This window comes from Tepidibacter hydrothermalis, assembly GCF_029542625.1.
In the GTDB taxonomy this organism is placed as follows: domain Bacteria; phylum Bacillota; class Clostridia; order Peptostreptococcales; family Peptostreptococcaceae; genus Tepidibacter_A; species Tepidibacter_A hydrothermalis.
Genome location: NZ_CP120733.1, coordinates 2,055,055 through 2,071,256, shown reverse-complemented (window position 1 = coordinate 2,071,256; position 16,202 = coordinate 2,055,055). Strand labels below are relative to the sequence as shown.

Genomic DNA, 16,202 nt, shown 5'->3' with positions numbered 1-16,202 from the left:
AAATATATATTAATGGTGCAAAGGGACGTGTACCAAAAAAATTCAGGGAGGTTTTACATTATGATTATTAATCACAATATGAATGCGTTAAACGCACACAGAATGATGTCTTCAAACACTGTAGCATCAGGAAAGTCAATGGAGAAATTATCTTCAGGACTTAGAATTAACAGAGCCGGAGACGATGCAGCAGGACTTGCAATAAGTGAAAAAATGAGAGCTCAAATAAGAGGATTAGATCAAGCTCAAAGAAACTCTCAAGATGGTATTTCTATGATTCAAACTGCTGAAGGAGCTTTAAATGAAACACAATCTATTCTTCAAAGAATGAGAGAATTAGCAGTACAAGCAGGTAATGATACGAATACAGGTGAAGATAGAGATCAAATTCAAAATGAGATTAATCAATTAACTTCAGAAATAAATAGAATCGGTAATACTACTGAGTTCAATACTCAAAAAGTATTAGATGGTGGAGAATCTGCTGCAGCAGCAAAAGCAGCAACTAATAATACAAGTGTACCAACTGCATCAGGATTAAAATTAACAGGAGGAGAGGATGCAGTAGGAGGAACAAAATCAAAGACTGATGGTCAAGCTGTAATGGGAGCTGCTGCGGATTTATCAGGTGGTAAAATGGTTGGTGCAAAGATAGAAGTAGCAGTTGGATCTAAAACATACACACTTGATAATGCAGCTATCGAAGGTTTAGGAGCAACAGCTAGTGCAGATGATTTAGTAGCAGTACTTGGGGATGCAGTTGATACTGATGGAAATAAATTATCAGATGTAGCTACAATAACTAAAGATGGTACTACTAATAAATTAACTGTTGAAGCTAAAAATCCTGGTACGGATTCAATAACTGTTACATTAACAAAAGGTACTGGAGCAAGTAAAGATGCTTTTGAAACATTAACAGGATTAACAGAGGCAACTGCAACTACATCAACTGATGGTACAGATCCAACAACTCCAGCAAAAGAAGCAACAGGATCAGTTACATTTGATGCAGATAAGTTAGCTGCAAAAGGAACACAAATAACAATAGATGATAAGACATATGAACTATTTGATAGCACAGATGGAGCATATTCAGGATCAAATGTAGGAATAGATATAAAAGGATTTACAGGTAATGAGCAAGTAATAGATGCAATAGTAGCAAGTACAGATGCTCCTACAAATGTTACTTTAACTAAAGGAGATGCTACAACATTAACAGTTACAGCTAAGACATCAGGGGTAGCAGGTAATAATACAGATATATCAGTTGTAGCTCCACCAGAACAAGAAAGTGATGCTAAAGGATTTGAGGCTACATTACAAATAGGAGCAAATAAAGGTCAAGCATTTACAATATCTATAGGAGATATGAGAGCAGAATCTCTTGGAATATCTAAAAAATCAGAAGGTGCAACATCAAGTGTACCAACAGCAGCAGGAGCAACTTTAGCAGGAGGAGAAGATGCAGTAGGAGGAACAAAATCAAAGACTGATGGTCAAGCTGTAATGGGAGCTGCTGCGGATTTATCAGGTGGTAAAATGGTTGGTGCAAAGATAGAGGTAGCAGTTGGATCTAAAACATACACACTTGATAATGCAGCTATCGAAGGTTTAGGAGCAACAGCTAGTGCAGATGATTTAGTAGCAGCACTTGGGGATGCAGTTGATACTGATGGAAATAAATTATCAGATGTAGCTACAATAACTAAAGATGGTACTACTAATAAATTAACTGTTGAAGCTAAAAATCCTGGTACGGATTCAATAACTGTTACATTAACAAAAGGTACTGGAGCAAGTAAAGATGCTTTTGAAACATTAACAGGATTAACAGAGGCAACTGCAACTACATCAACTGATGGTACAGATCCAACAACTCCAGCAAAAGAAGCAACAGGATCAGTTACATTTGATGCAGATAAGTTAGCTGCAAAAGGAACACAAATAACAATAGATGATAAAACATATGAACTATTTGATAGCACAGATGGAGCATATTCAGGATCAAATGTAGGAATAGATATAAAAGGATTTACAGGTAATGAGCAAGTAATAGATGCAATAGTAGCAAGTACAGATGCTCCTACAAATGTTACTTTAACTAAAGGAGATGCTACAACATTAACAGTTACAGCTAAGACAGCAGGGGTAGCAGGTAACGCAACTACAACATCTGTTACAGCTCCACCAGCTGAAGATGGTGAAGGAGCTTTCACTGAAAAGAGTGAAGTAACTAATGGAACAGATAGTAACAATGTAGAATCGGCACTTGATGTTTCTACTCATGACAATGCTACAAATGCCATAGAAGTATTAAACGATGCTATAAACAAAGTATCAACTGAGAGATCTAAACTTGGAGCATTCCAAAATAGACTTGAGCATACAATTAATAACTTAGGAACTTCTTCTGAAAACTTAACAGCAGCAGAATCAAGAATTAGAGACGTTGACATGGCTAAAGAAATGTTAGCATTCTCTAAAAATAACATATTACAACAAGCTTCTCAAGCTATGCTTGCTCAAGCTAAACAAGCACCACAAGGTGTACTTCAGTTATTAAGATAATAACTTGTAAATAATAAAGGAGTCGGAGAAATTCTCTGGCTCTTTTTTTAAATTTAATAACGAGAATTTCAAAACTTGATAGAAAAGGACGTCTGTAAATATAAATTGCAGGGAGGTAACATTATGATAATTAATCATAATATGAATGCTATTAATGCTCACAGAATGATGAGCGGTAATACAGTAGCATCTGGAAAATGTATGGAAAAATTATCTTCAGGTCTTAGAATAAATAGAGCTGGAGATGACGCAGCAGGACTTGCCATATCTGAAAAAATGAGAGAACTTGCAGTACAAGCAGGTAACGATACGTATACAGGTGAAGATAGAGATCAAATTCAAAATGAAATAAATCAACTAACCTCAGAAATCAATAGAATATCAAATACTACAGAATTCAATAAAAAGAAACTTTTAAGCTCTGGAAGCGGAGAAGCAGGTGCTACAGATGAAGCAACTGCAAAGGCTAACATTATAAGAGGCCTTAAAGAAAGTGGATGGCTTGAAGTAGCAGCAAATAATATAAAAGAATCTTATGGACTAGAAGGTTCAGGAAAGAATGAAATAGAAGTAGAATTTGTATCTAATGAAAAAGGTGGAGCAGCAGCTACTGCTATTCGTACTGCAAAGGGAGAATTAAAGCTTCAAATAGACTTAAAAGATTTTGGTGAGAGTAGTGGTGAAAATGGAGATACTGGTGGAGGTCTTTATGCTGACCGTATAATAGCACACGAAATGACTCACTTAATAATGTATGATGAATTTGGTGATAAAATAGGTGGAACTGATGGAATCCCTACTTGGTTTATGGAAGGTACAGCTGAGGGAATAGCAGGAGCGGATGAAAGACTTAGACAGGTTATAGGGAAAAATGATCAAAGTGGAATAGGTGATACTAAGCTTAACGCATTAGCAGCAAGAGCAGAAAAATTAGCAACTAATGGAAAATGGGATGCAAGTAGTGCTGAAAAGGCAAATCTTGATTATGCAACAGGTTATGCTATGCTTAAGTTTATAAGTAACAAGCTAGATACAGGTAAAACTATACAAAACTTTATGGATGATATTAAAAAATCTTCTTTAAGTGGAGATAAGGCTCTTGAAAAGGCTATTGCTGATAATACAACATATTCAGATTATAAAGATTTTACAGATAATATAGAGGATGATATAAAAACTTATTTAAAAAGTTCTGATGTAAACTTTGACTGGGGTAAAAGTGAAGAGTCTGATGTTGGATCTATACTTGGTAAAGACCACGCTGGATCTAAAGAGCTAAACGCAGAAGATGTAGTTGATGAAAGTAAGTCTACAGGAAAATCTGTTAAGGGCTTTGATATTAAATGGCCAGATGAAAATGAATCAGCAGAAGGAGCTTCATCAGAAATTGTATTACAAGTAGGAGCTAACAAAGGTCAATCAATTACAATAGAGTTACAAGATATGAGTGCATCAGCACTTGGAATATCTCAAGCAGGATCAACAGGAGAAACTGAAGGAACTAAAGCAGCAGGAGGAACTGAGGCTAAAGAAGCAACAGCAGCGAGCAAAGAGTTTACATTAAAAGATAAGTCAAATGCAGATGTAAAAGTAAATATTTCTGGTGGAAAAGAGAATGCAGAAAAAGGAAATGATATAGAAATAGCATTTGCTACAGGAAGTACGCTTGGTGCAGCTTGGTCTGGAAATAAATTAACGATAACACTAGATTCAGATGCAGGTGAGGCAGGTAATAATAAAGATGCAGCTATTAATGCGGCTATAGCAGCAGCGGTTTCAGCTCCATCAGGAATAGATGCAAGTAAAATACAAGTAACAGGATTCGATGGAACTGCTGATTTTGATGGTGGATCTACAGATGTATCAGCTACTGGCAAATTAGAAAATGGAGCAGCAGCAGTAGAAGCAAAAGAAGGTGAAACCAAAGAAGAAGAAACTAAATCTACAGGGTCTTTCACTGAAAAAGCTGGGGTAACAAATGGAACAGACAGTAAAAACATAGAATCAGCAATAGCTGTTTCAAGTCATGAAAATGCAACAAATGCTATAGAAACAATAAGCAATGCCATAAGTAAAGTATCTACATTTAGATCTAAACTTGGAGCATATCAAAATAGATTAGAACATACTATAAATAACCTTAACAACACAAGTGAGAATTTAACAGCAGCAGAATCAAGAATTAGAGATGTAGATATGGCAAAAGAGATGCTTGCATTTAGTAAGAATAATATACTACAACAAGCCTCTCAATCTATGCTTGCTCAAGCTAAACAACAACCTCAAGGTGTACTTCAATTGTTGAGATAAGAAATCAATTACATAATAATATAGCCGGGGATATAATTTTCTCCGGCTATTTTGCATAATTGGATATTCGTAATTATAGAACAGTGATAGATTAAATTAAATATTGTATTTACATATTATGATCTATAAGAAGCATTAATTTTTACATAATCAAAGCTTAAATCACATCCCCAAGCAGTTGCACAATGTTCACCGTCTTTTAAGTCTATAATGATATTTATATGTTCTTCACTTAATATATTTTTTGCTAATTCTTCATCAAAAGAAACTTCTTTACCATCTTTAAAAAGCTGTATATTTCCTATTTTGTTTTGAAAAGATACATCTATTTTTTCTGGAGAAAATTCTGCATTAGAATAACCTAGAGAACATACGATTCTTCCCCAATTGGCATCTTCTCCGAAAAATGCTGATTTTACTAAACTAGAAGAAATAACAGATTTAGCACATAACTTAGCATCTTTCAAAGTTTTAGCATTATTTAAAGAAACTTCTATAAGTTTTGTAGCACCTTCTCCATCTTTAGCTATCAGTTTAGCGAGTTCTTTATTTAGAAAATCCAAGGCTTTTTTGAATTTTATATAATTATCATCTTTTGAATCTATAATAGTGTTATTAGCAGTTTTATTTGCCATGCCTATAACCATATCATTAGTACTAGTATCTCCATCCACCGAAATCATATTATATGAATCATCTATACTTTCTTTTAATGCAATTGATAGCATATCTTTAGATATATTCACATTACTCACAATAAAGCTTAACATAGTAGCCATATTAGGGTGAATCATTCCAGAGCCTTTAGCTATACCACTTAGTAATATTTTTTTACCATCTAGGTCAAATTCTACAGTTATTTTTTTAGTAAAAGTATCAGTAGTCATTATAGCTTCAGCTGCACAATTTCCGCCAGTAGATGAAATTTGAGTACATGCATTTTTAATTCCAGCATTAATAATAGCCATAGGAAGTGGAAGTCCGATTATACCAGTAGATGCTACTAGCACTTCTTTTGAAGATAATCCTAAACAATCAGCAGTTGTTTTAGCCATTGAGTATGCATTATCTATTCCCTCATCACCAGTACAAGCATTAGCATTTCCGCTATTGATCACTATTGCTTGTGTATTATTTGATTGTATATGATCCTTACTTACAACAACTGGAGCTGCTGCGAATTTATTTTGAGTAAAAGCGGCTGCAGCTACTGCTTCTTTTTCACTATATATAATACATAAATCTTTTCTTTTTCTTTTTACTCCAGAGTGTATACCTGTAGCTTTAAAATAAGGAACATCTGTAATAGTTTTATTTTCTAATATTTTCAATTTAGTCACCCTTTCTTTATGTGTATTTTTTTACTCTATGGAAACATCGACAGTAAATCTAATCCTTTATTTTCATCTAAATTAAACATAATGTTCATATTTTGAACTGCTTGTCCTGCAGCTCCTTTTATCAGGTTATCTATAGCTGATACTATTATTACTTTTTTTGTTCTTTCATCAACTCTTATAGCAATATCACAAAAATTAGACCCTTTAACCCATTTAGTTTCTGGAATTTCCTCAATTACTCTTACGAATGATTCGTCTTTATAAAATGAACTGTATATTTTATATAATTCTTCCTGAGAAATATCTTTTACCAAATTACCATAACATGTTGTTAATATTCCTCTATTCATTGGAACTAAATGAGGAGTAAATAATAGAGAAATGTTTTCACTATTTATCTGAGACAACACTTGTTCTATTTCAGGTGTATGTCTATGAGATGATACTGAATACGCTTTTATTGATTCATTACATTCTCCATAAAGAATAGATGTATTCAAAGATCTACCTGCACCTGATACCCCTGATTTAGCATCAATAATTATTGAAAACGGATCAATAATATTAGATTTTAAAAGAGGAGTTAAAGCTAGTATACTTGCAGTAGGATAACATCCAGGATTTGCTATTAAGTTAGATTCTTTTATGATTTTTCTATTTAACTCAGGTAAACCATATATAGATTTGGGTAATAAATTAATAGCTTGGTGATCTAGAGCGTACCATTGTTTATAAATATCAGGATCTTTTAACCTGAAATCTGCTCCTAGATCTATAACTTTTACGCCTAAATTTAAAGCTTTTTTTACTAAATTAAATGACTTGCCGTGGGGTAGTGCAATAAAAAGAATATCTATCTCACTAAGCTTACTTTCTGCTTCTTTTATATCTACACATATAGATTCTATGCTTTTACTATAGTTACCATATATTTTGGAAAAAGAAACACCACTGTAGCTGTGAGAAGATAAAAAATTAATTTTAACATCAGGATGATTATTTAAAAACCAAACTAACTGCTGGCCAGCATATCCTGTTGAACCTATAACACCTGCTTTTATCACAATATCACCTTCTCTTATTTAAATTTTTGTATAAAAAAACTCATCTCTTGATATATCAAGAGACGAGAGAATAATCCCGTGTTACCACTCTAATTGATATGAAAAAAATCATATCCACTCATTGCCCATTAACGGCGGGACCGTATTTTCCTACTGCTATTTCAGAAAATATCCTCCATGGCTCTTTTAGGTATAACTATGCTGCTGGACTTTCACCAACTCCAGCTCGCTGAAACAATCATTATACTTACTCTCCATTTCATAGGATTTTTTATTGTTAAATTTTTGTATAAAAAAACTCTCATCTCTTATATACAAAGAGACGAGAGAATAATCCCGTGTTACCACTCTAATTGATATGAAAAAAATCATATCCACTCATTGCCCATTAACGGTGGGACCGTATTTTCCTACTGCTATTTCAGAAAATATCCTCTGTGGCTCTTTTGGGTATAACTATGCTGCTGGACTTCCACCAACTCCAACTCGCTGAAACAATTATTATACTTACTCTCCACTTCATAGGATTTAGATAACTTATATAATTTTAAATATAGAAATAACATTGATTAAAAAACTAAATTTGCAACTATTTTTGAGCAACGGAGCCCGTAGGACTCGTTGGCGACATGAGTCAGCGCGTAGCGACTAGACGAATTTTTGTTTGAAATTAAATTGATGTTGCGTTGAAATTCATTATAGATACTTTTTATTCTAAAGTCAACTATAAAAATAAATTTTTTTATATAATGTTATTTTAAATATTTTTAAAAAATTCTTATTGACTATTATTCACAATATAGATATAATAGTCAACAAATTAGAAAAAACGAAATATTCAATATTGAAAAATTTGTTGTTGACAAATCCAAAATAAGAAAATATAATTAGTTTTAAAAATAATTCGAAACTGAATTTCATTATACAAAAAAATATTAAATCCTATGAAAGGGAGAGTAGATATGGCGATTGTTTCAGCGAGCTAGAGTAGGTGTGAGTCTAGTAACATAACTGTATTGAAGAGAGCCCTCGAGGAGATTTTCTGAAGTAATAGTAGGAAAATACGGTGATTCCGTTAAAATCAGATGAGTGAACATAAATTTATATATTTTTATGTTAACAAGAGTGGTAACGCGGGTAAGTTCTCGTCTCTTAAATTATAAGAGATGGGAACTTTTTTTTATATAAATATACAAAAAAATAATAAATCCTATGAAAGGAAGAGTAGGTACGGCGATTGTTTCAGCGAGCTAGAGTAGGTGTGAGTCTAGCAACATAACTGTATTGAAGAGAGTCCTCGAGGAGATTTTCTGAAGTAATAGTACGAAAATACGGTGATTCCGTTAAAATCATACGAGTGGGCATAAAGCGAAACCTTATGTCAACAAGAGTGGTAACACGGGGTAACTCTCGTCTCTTAATTTTAAGAGACGGGAGTTTTTTTATCAAGTCATTGTAATTTTAAAATACAGAATATTCTGAAATGGAGAAGGGAGAGGTAAACAATGAATGAAGAAAAAGCAGCCTTGCTGATGGAAGCACTGCCTTATATCAAAGAATTTAAAGGCAAAACCTTCGTAATAAAATACGGAGGAAGCATAATGAAAAATGAAAATTCTAAAAAAGCATTTATTGAAGATGTGGCTTTAATGAATCTTGTTGGAATTAACGTGATAATCGTGCATGGTGGAGGGCCTTATATTTCTAATTTTTTAAATAAACTAGAAATAGAAAGTAATTTTATTGATGGACTAAGAGTTACTGATAAAGAAACTGTGGAATTAGTTGAAATGATTCTATCATCAAAAATAAATAAAGAAATAGCTTCCAAGCTATGTGCTCATGATATTAGTGCTGTTGGAATTAGTGGAAGAGATTCAAATTTAATTAAAGCAAAGAAAAAATATATATTTAATAATAACAAAAAAACAGACATTGGTTATGTTGGAGAAGTTGTAAGTATCAATGAAAAACTATTATTAGATTTAATCAAAAATAATCACTTACCAGTAATATCTCCTATTGGATGTGATTCAGAAGGAAATATATATAACGTTAATGCAGATTATGCAGCATCTTCAATAAGCTCTTGCTTAAAAGCTGAGAAACTAATTCTTTTAACTGATGTAAAAGGGATATACAAAGATTTAAACGATGAATCAACTTTTATATCAAGTATAAATACTGAGAAGATAAAAGAGTATATAAAATCAGGAATAATTAAAGGAGGTATGATTCCTAAGCTTGAGTGCTGTATTGATGCTCTTGAAAAAGGAACAAAGAATATTCACCTTATAGATGGAAGACGAGAACACAGTCTACTATTAGAAATATTTACAAATGAAGGAATGGGAACAATGATAGAAGGGGGAAATAAAAATGGGAATTAATTTAAAGGGAAGAAGTTTTTTAACATTAAAGGATTTTACACAAAGCGAGATGAAATATCTTTTTGATTTAGCGGGGGATTTAAAGTCTAAGAAAAGATCAGGAATAAAAGGAAATCTACTAGATGGAAAAAATATAGTATTACTATTTGAAAAAACTTCTACTAGAACTAGATGTTCATTTGAAGTTGCAGCATTTGATGAAGGTGGTCATGTTACATTTTTAGGAGCTAATGACAGTCAAATGGGCAAAAAAGAATCAATAGAAGATACAGCTAAAGTTTTAGGAAGATTTTATGATGGTATAGAATTTAGAGGATTTAAACAGGAATCAGTTGAGATTCTAGCAAAAAACGCTGGTATACCAGTATGGAATGGACTTACTGATATGTATCATCCGACTCAGATATTAGCTGACTTTTTAACAGTTAAGGAAAATGTAAATAAGCCACTTAACAAAGTTAAATTCGTTTATGTAGGTGATGCTAGAAACAATATGGGAAATTCGTTATTAATAGGTGCAGTAAAAATGGGAATGGATTTCGTAGCACTTGCTCCCGAAAAATTATGGCCGTGTGAAGAGTTAGTTGATGAAATGAAAGAAATTGCAAAGGACACAGGTGCAAGTATTACTCTTACGGAGGATGTAAATGAAGTCAAATATGCAGATGTAATATATACAGACGTTTGGGTATCAATGGGAGAAGAAGATCAATTTGAAGAAAGAATCAAACTACTAAAGCCGTATCAAGTTAACATGGATATGATTAATAAAACTGAAAATAATGATGTGATATTTATGCACTGTTTACCAGCATTTCACGATTTAAATACGAAGGTTGGTAACGAAATATATGAAAAGTTTGGATTGAAAGAAATGGAAGTTACAGACGAAGTATTTAGATCAAAGCATTCAGTTGTATTCGATGAAGCTGAAAATAGAATGCATACTATTAAAGCCGTAATGGTTGCAACTATAGGAAATATTTAAATAAGATATGGGGGATTAAGTAATGAGCAAAAACAATATAATGAATACTTACTCAAGAGTTGATGTAACCTTTGAAAAAGGGTTAGGTAGTAAGGTATATGACATAAATGGAAAAGAATATATAGATTTTGTTTCTGGAGTTGCAGTAAACTGTTTGGGGCATTCTCATCCAGCTATAATAAAAGCTTTGAATGATCAAGGTAATAACCTTATCCATATATCAAATTTATATTGGAACACGAATCAATTAGATCTTGCAAAAAAACTATGTGATTATAGCGATCATGATAAAGTTTTCTTCTGCAACAGTGGAACAGAAGCAGTAGAAACAGCTATTAAGTTAGCTAGAAAATATGGAATAAATAATGGAACAAGTAAAAAGAATGAAATAATATTTATGGAGAATTCTTTTCATGGAAGAACAATGGGAGCTCTTGCTATAACAGGACAAGAAAAATACCAAAAAGATTTCATGCCACTTATGAGTGGAACAAAGAGTAGTAAATTTAATGATATAGACGATTTGAAAAATAAAATAGATGAAAATACCTGTTCAGTTATAATTGAACCTATTCAAGGTGAAGGAGGTATAATACCTGCTCAAATAGATTTTTTAAAAGAAGTAAAGAAAATGTGTGAAAAATATAATGCTCTTTTAATATTTGATGAAATACAGTGTGGAGTAGGTAGAACAGGAAGTCTATTTGCATATAAAAAGTTTGAAGTAATACCTGATGTTATATGTATGGCAAAGGGGTTAGGTGGAGGATTTCCAATTGGAGCTGTACTTGCAACTCAAAAAGCAGCTGATGCATTTGCTCCTGGAGACCATGGAAGCACTTTTGGAGGAAATCCTCTAGGGTGTTCGGTATCATTAGCAGTACTAAATGAACTAATTGATAATGGTGTATTAGATAAAGTGGATGAAAAAAGTAATTATATTATCAACAACCTTTTAATATTAAAAGAGAAATATGAAGTCTTAGATAAAGTTCAAGGAATGGGATTAATGCTTGGAATAAAGCTAAGTATCGACAAAAGCAAATTAATTAGTAAGTGTTTTCAAAAAGGTCTTTTATTAGTAGGTGCAGGAGATAATGTAGTAAGAATACTGCCTCCATTAAATGTTACTAAGGAAGATATAGATAAGTTTATATATATATTAAATGAAGTTTTGAATGAATTATGCAATTAATATTAAGTGGGGTGAGAAAATGGATGCTATTTTATATTTAGAAGATGGAAGCATATATGAAGGTAAGGGGTTTGGGAAAGTAGGAACTACTGTTGGAGAACTTGTTTTTAATACTTCTATGACAGGGTATCAGGAGATACTAACTGATCCTTCTTATGCAGGTCAAATAATAAATATGACATATCCTTTAATAGGCAATTACGGAGTTAATAATATTGAGAATGAATCATTAAAAATACATGCAAAAGGATTCATCGTGAAAAACATTTCCAATAATCCCTCTAATTATATGAGTGATAAAAGCATAGATGAGATGCTTAAAAGTATGGATATAGTAGGTATTTATGGAGTTGATACAAGAAGTATAACTAAAAAGATAAGAAATTCTGGAGTATTAAAGTGTGTAATATCTAGTGAAAATCTATCAATTAATGAGATAAAAGAAATTTTAAATAATACTGAAATTAAAGATGATTGGATGAAAAAGGTAAGTACTAAAGAAATTATTAATATAAAGGGAGATGGTTATAAGGTTGCTGTAGTTGATTTTGGAGTAAAGCAAAATATAATAAATAACTTAAAGCAAAGAGACTGTGATGTAACTATACTTCCATACAACGCATCTTTTGAAGAGATAATGAGTATAAAGCCAGATGGAGTACTTTTAAGCAACGGGCCTGGAGATCCTAAAGAGGTTAAAGATGCAATTGAGATGACTAAAGAATTAATGAAAAATATACCTACATTGGGGATATGCCTAGGACATCAAATAATAGCACTGGCAGTTGGTGGGAATACTTACAAAATGAAGTACGGACATAGAGGAGGAAACCATGGGGTATACGATATAGACAAAGATAAATCGTATATAACATCTCAAAACCATGGATATGCAGTAGATAAAAATAGTATAGAAGATAAAGATATGATAGTAACTCATATAAATCTGAATGACAATACTGTAGAAGGAATGAAACATAAAAATTATCCAGTGTTTTCAGTTCAGTATCATCCAGAAGGTTCTCCTGGACCACAGGATTCTTCATATATATTCGATAAATTTATATCTGTATTAGGAGGGGATCAGTAATGGGGTTAGATAAAAGTATAAAAAAAGTAATTATCATAGGTTCAGGACCTATAGTTATAGGCCAAGCAGCAGAGTTTGATTATTCAGGAACTCAAGCTTGTAAAGCTATAAAGGAAGAAGGAATAAAAACAGTTCTTGTTAACTCTAATCCTGCAACTATAATGACTGATATGGATATAGCTGATAAGGTGTATATAGAACCTCTTAATATAGAAAGCTTAGAAAATATAATTCAAAAAGAAAAACCAGATGGAATATTAGCAGGGTTTGGAGGACAAACAGCTCTTAACCTTGCAATGGAGTTACAGGAAAAAGGGATACTTGATAAATATAATGTAAAGTTTTTAGGAACAGATAGTGATACTATAAAAAAAGCAGAAGATAGAGAAGAATTCAAAAAACTAATGATAGATATAAAACAGCCAGTTCCTATGAGTATAATAGCTAATAATATAAAAGAATGTGAAGAATTTGTTAAAGAATACGGATATCCTGTAATAATAAGACCAGCCTATACACTAGGTGGAACTGGTGGGGGGATTGCTAATAATTATGAAGAGCTGATTAATACTTGTGAAAATGGATTAAAAAGCAGTCCTATAAACCAAATACTATTAGAACAAAGTGTAGCTGGATGGAAGGAAATAGAGTATGAAGTAATAAGAGATAAAAAAGATAACTGTATCATTATATGTAATATGGAAAATATAGATCCAGTAGGGGTTCATACAGGAGACAGCATAGTTATAGCTCCATCTCAAACACTAAGAGATAAAGAATATCAAATGTTAAGAACAGCTTCTATAGATATAATAAGAAGTTTAAAAATAGAAGGTGGATGCAATGTACAGTTTGCATTAGACCCCAAGAGCTCTAAATATATAGTAATAGAAGTAAACCCTAGAGTAAGTAGATCAAGCGCTTTAGCATCAAAAGCAGCAGGTTATCCAATAGCAAAAATAGCAGCTAAAATTGCAATAGGATATAGCCTTGATGAACTTAAAAATTATGCAACTAAAAATTCTAGTGCATTCTTTGAGCCAAGCCTTGATTATGTAGTAGTTAAAATACCTAAATGGCCGTTTGATAAATTTAATAAAGCTGATAAAAAACTTGGAACTCAAATGAAAGCAACTGGAGAGGTTATGGCTATAAGTAGAAGTTTTGAAAATGCTTTACTAAAAGCAGTAAGTTGCCTTGAAGCAAAGTTTACAGGACTTAGAATACCTCATATTACTAATATGAATAAAGATGAGATAATTGAAAAAATAAAAATGAGTGATGATGAGAGAATATTTGCTATAGCTGAAGCCTTAAGAATAGGAATAGATTTAGAGTGTATTTTTGAATTAACTCAAATAGATAAATGGTTCTTATATGGAATTAACAATATAGTTGAAATAGAGAATAAACTAAAACAAGAAAGTATGGATGGAAATGTGATTTATGATGCTCAGGCCATGGGATTTACAGATGAGGAAATTTGTGAAATATCAGGAATTGATTTTGAAGCTTTAAAGAAAATCAGAAAAGATAACAATATATATCCAGTATATAAAATGGTGGATACCTGTAGTGGTGAATTTGAGTCAACGACTCCATATTATTATTCTTGTTATGATAAAGAAGATGAAAATGAAGTATCTAATAACAAAAAGATAATAGTGTTAGGTTCAGGGCCTATAAGAATAGGTCAGGGTATAGAATTTGATTACTGCTGCGTTCATGGAGTTTGGGCAATAAAAGAAAAAGGATATGAATCTATAATAATAAATAATAATCCTGAAACTGTAAGTACAGATTTTGATATATCAGATAAACTGTATTTTGAACCTTTATATATAGATGATGTAATGAATGTTATAAATAAAGAGAAACCAGATGGAGTTATAGTTCAGTTTGGAGGACAAACATCGATAAACTTAACTAAACAATTATCTGAGAAAAAAGTAAATATACTTGGAACTTCATTTGAATCTATAGACTTAGCAGAAGATAGAGGTAAGCTAAGTGATATATTAAAAGATCTAAGCATTCCAACTCCTAAAGGATATACAGTAAATAATTTAGAAGATGCTTTTAATACAGCAAATAAATTAGGATATCCTGTAATAGTTAGACCTTCATATGTAATAGGAGGACGTGCTATGCAGGTGGTTTATGATGATAAGACACTTCAAAATTATATGAATGAAGCTGTAAGTTTAAGTAGTCAACATACAGTATTAATAGATAAGTATGTAAAAGGAACTGAAATTGAAGTAGATGCAATATCTGATGGAGAAGATATATTAATACCTGGAATAATGGAGCATATTGAAAAAACAGGGGTACACTCAGGGGATAGCATAACTGTATATCCTACTGTAAGTTTAGATAAAGAGACTATAGATAAGCTAGTCTCTTATACTAAGAAAATAGTTAAAGAACTTAAAATAGTAGGACTTGTTAATATTCAATATGTATACGACGGAAAAGAAGTATATGTTATAGAAGTAAATCCAAGAGCTTCAAGAACAGTACCAATCCTTAGTAAAGTCACACAAGTTCCTATGGTAAAATTAGCAGTTGAATCTATGCTTGGAAATAAGTTGAAAGAACTAGGATATGGAACTGGACTTTTAGAAAATAAACAATTATATGCAGTAAAAATACCTGTTTTCTCTAGTGAAAAACTAGCAAATGTTGATGTATATTTAAGTCCTGAAATGAAATCAACAGGAGAGGTATTAGGGGTAGATAAGAATTTAGACAAAGCTGTATATAAAGGATTTAGAGCAGTAAATATAGATATTCCAACTAATGGAGGAATATATGTATCATTGAGTGATGTTAATAAAAAAGAAGCATTTGAAGTTATAAAAAAATACTATAAGCTTGGATTTAAACTATATGCCTCAAAGGGAACTAGCGAGTTTTTTAATAATAATAGTATCTCATGTGAACAAGTAGATTTAGATAAATTAAATGATCTTATATCAAAAGGACATATAAACATAGTTATAAATACTCCTACAAACGGAAACAGTCTTGAAAGTGAAGGCTTTAAGCTTAGAAAAAAAGCAACAGAAAGAAAAGTACCTATATTTACATCTATAGATACAGCTAATTTATTTATAAAAGCTATTAATATAAAGAAAAAGGATGAAGAAATAGAGTATGTTTCTTTAGATAATTATTTTGTTTAGTTAAGAAGAGAGCCATAAACGACAATATTTATGTAAATATTGTCGTTTTTATATACTAAGGGA

At 31.9% G+C, this 16,202-nt stretch carries 9 protein-coding genes and 4 other annotated features; of the genes, 7 read left to right on the top strand and 2 right to left on the bottom strand.

The genetic code is table 11. The features are described 5' to 3' along the window. Positions 1 to 60 precede the first annotated feature (60 nt). Positions 61 to 2,574 carry a flagellin N-terminal helical domain-containing protein gene (locus P4S50_RS09550; protein ID WP_277730552.1) on the top strand — a complete coding sequence of 838 codons (2,514 nt, stop codon included), beginning with the start codon at positions 61 to 63 and terminating at the stop codon, positions 2,572 to 2,574. A gap of 123 nt (positions 2,575 to 2,697) precedes the next feature. Continuing rightward, on the top strand, positions 2,698 to 4,884 hold the full coding sequence (locus tag P4S50_RS20145; RefSeq protein WP_331489562.1) for a flagellinolysin: 2,187 nt from the start codon (positions 2,698 to 2,700) through the stop codon (positions 4,882 to 4,884). A 116-nt stretch (positions 4,885 to 5,000) separates the two neighbouring features. Here the strand turns inward: P4S50_RS20145 and argJ are convergent, their stop codons facing one another. Further along, positions 5,001 to 6,215, bottom strand: coding sequence for a bifunctional ornithine acetyltransferase/N-acetylglutamate synthase (gene argJ / locus P4S50_RS09535; protein ID WP_331489561.1), 1,215 nt, complete (start codon positions 6,213 to 6,215; stop codon positions 5,001 to 5,003). A gap of 35 nt (positions 6,216 to 6,250) precedes the next feature. Continuing rightward, positions 6,251 to 7,288 (bottom strand): N-acetyl-gamma-glutamyl-phosphate reductase, encoded by a 1,038-nt coding sequence (argC, locus tag P4S50_RS09530; protein ID WP_277730550.1) that lies wholly within the window; start codon positions 7,286 to 7,288, stop codon positions 6,251 to 6,253. 55 nt (positions 7,289 to 7,343) lie between these two features. Beyond that, positions 7,344 to 7,560, bottom strand: a binding site (T-box leader). A 43-nt stretch (positions 7,561 to 7,603) separates the two neighbouring features. Next, positions 7,604 to 7,820, bottom strand: a binding site (T-box leader). A 403-nt stretch (positions 7,821 to 8,223) separates the two neighbouring features. Beyond that, positions 8,224 to 8,444: a binding site (T-box leader), on the top strand. Between the two features lie 47 nt (positions 8,445 to 8,491). Beyond that, positions 8,492 to 8,709, top strand: a binding site (T-box leader). An 84-nt stretch (positions 8,710 to 8,793) separates the two neighbouring features. Between argC and argB the strand changes: the two genes are divergently transcribed. The 5 genes from argB to carB are packed head-to-tail and all read left to right on the top strand — an operon-like array spanning position 8,794 to position 16,139. After that, positions 8,794 to 9,678 (top strand): acetylglutamate kinase, encoded by an 885-nt coding sequence (argB, locus tag P4S50_RS09525; protein WP_277730549.1) that lies wholly within the window; start codon positions 8,794 to 8,796, stop codon positions 9,676 to 9,678. Beyond that, positions 9,668 to 10,666 carry an ornithine carbamoyltransferase gene (gene argF / locus P4S50_RS09520; protein WP_277734638.1) on the top strand — a complete coding sequence of 333 codons (999 nt, stop codon included), beginning with the start codon at positions 9,668 to 9,670 and terminating at the stop codon, positions 10,664 to 10,666. The genes argB and argF overlap by 11 nt, the downstream gene beginning before the upstream one ends. 22 nt (positions 10,667 to 10,688) lie before the next feature. Continuing rightward, positions 10,689 to 11,861 (top strand): aspartate aminotransferase family protein, encoded by a 1,173-nt coding sequence (locus P4S50_RS09515; RefSeq protein WP_277734637.1) that lies wholly within the window; start codon positions 10,689 to 10,691, stop codon positions 11,859 to 11,861. Positions 11,862 to 11,880: 19 nt separating this feature from the next. Continuing rightward, positions 11,881 to 12,951, top strand: coding sequence for a glutamine-hydrolyzing carbamoyl-phosphate synthase small subunit (gene carA / locus P4S50_RS09510; RefSeq protein ID WP_277734636.1), 1,071 nt, complete (start codon positions 11,881 to 11,883; stop codon positions 12,949 to 12,951). After that, positions 12,951 to 16,139: a carbamoyl-phosphate synthase (glutamine-hydrolyzing) large subunit gene (gene carB / locus P4S50_RS09505; RefSeq protein ID WP_277734635.1), complete on the top strand. Its 3,189-nt coding sequence runs from the start codon at positions 12,951 to 12,953 to the stop codon at positions 16,137 to 16,139. The genes carA and carB overlap by 1 nt, the downstream gene beginning before the upstream one ends. Positions 16,140 to 16,202: the final 63 nt, after the last annotated feature.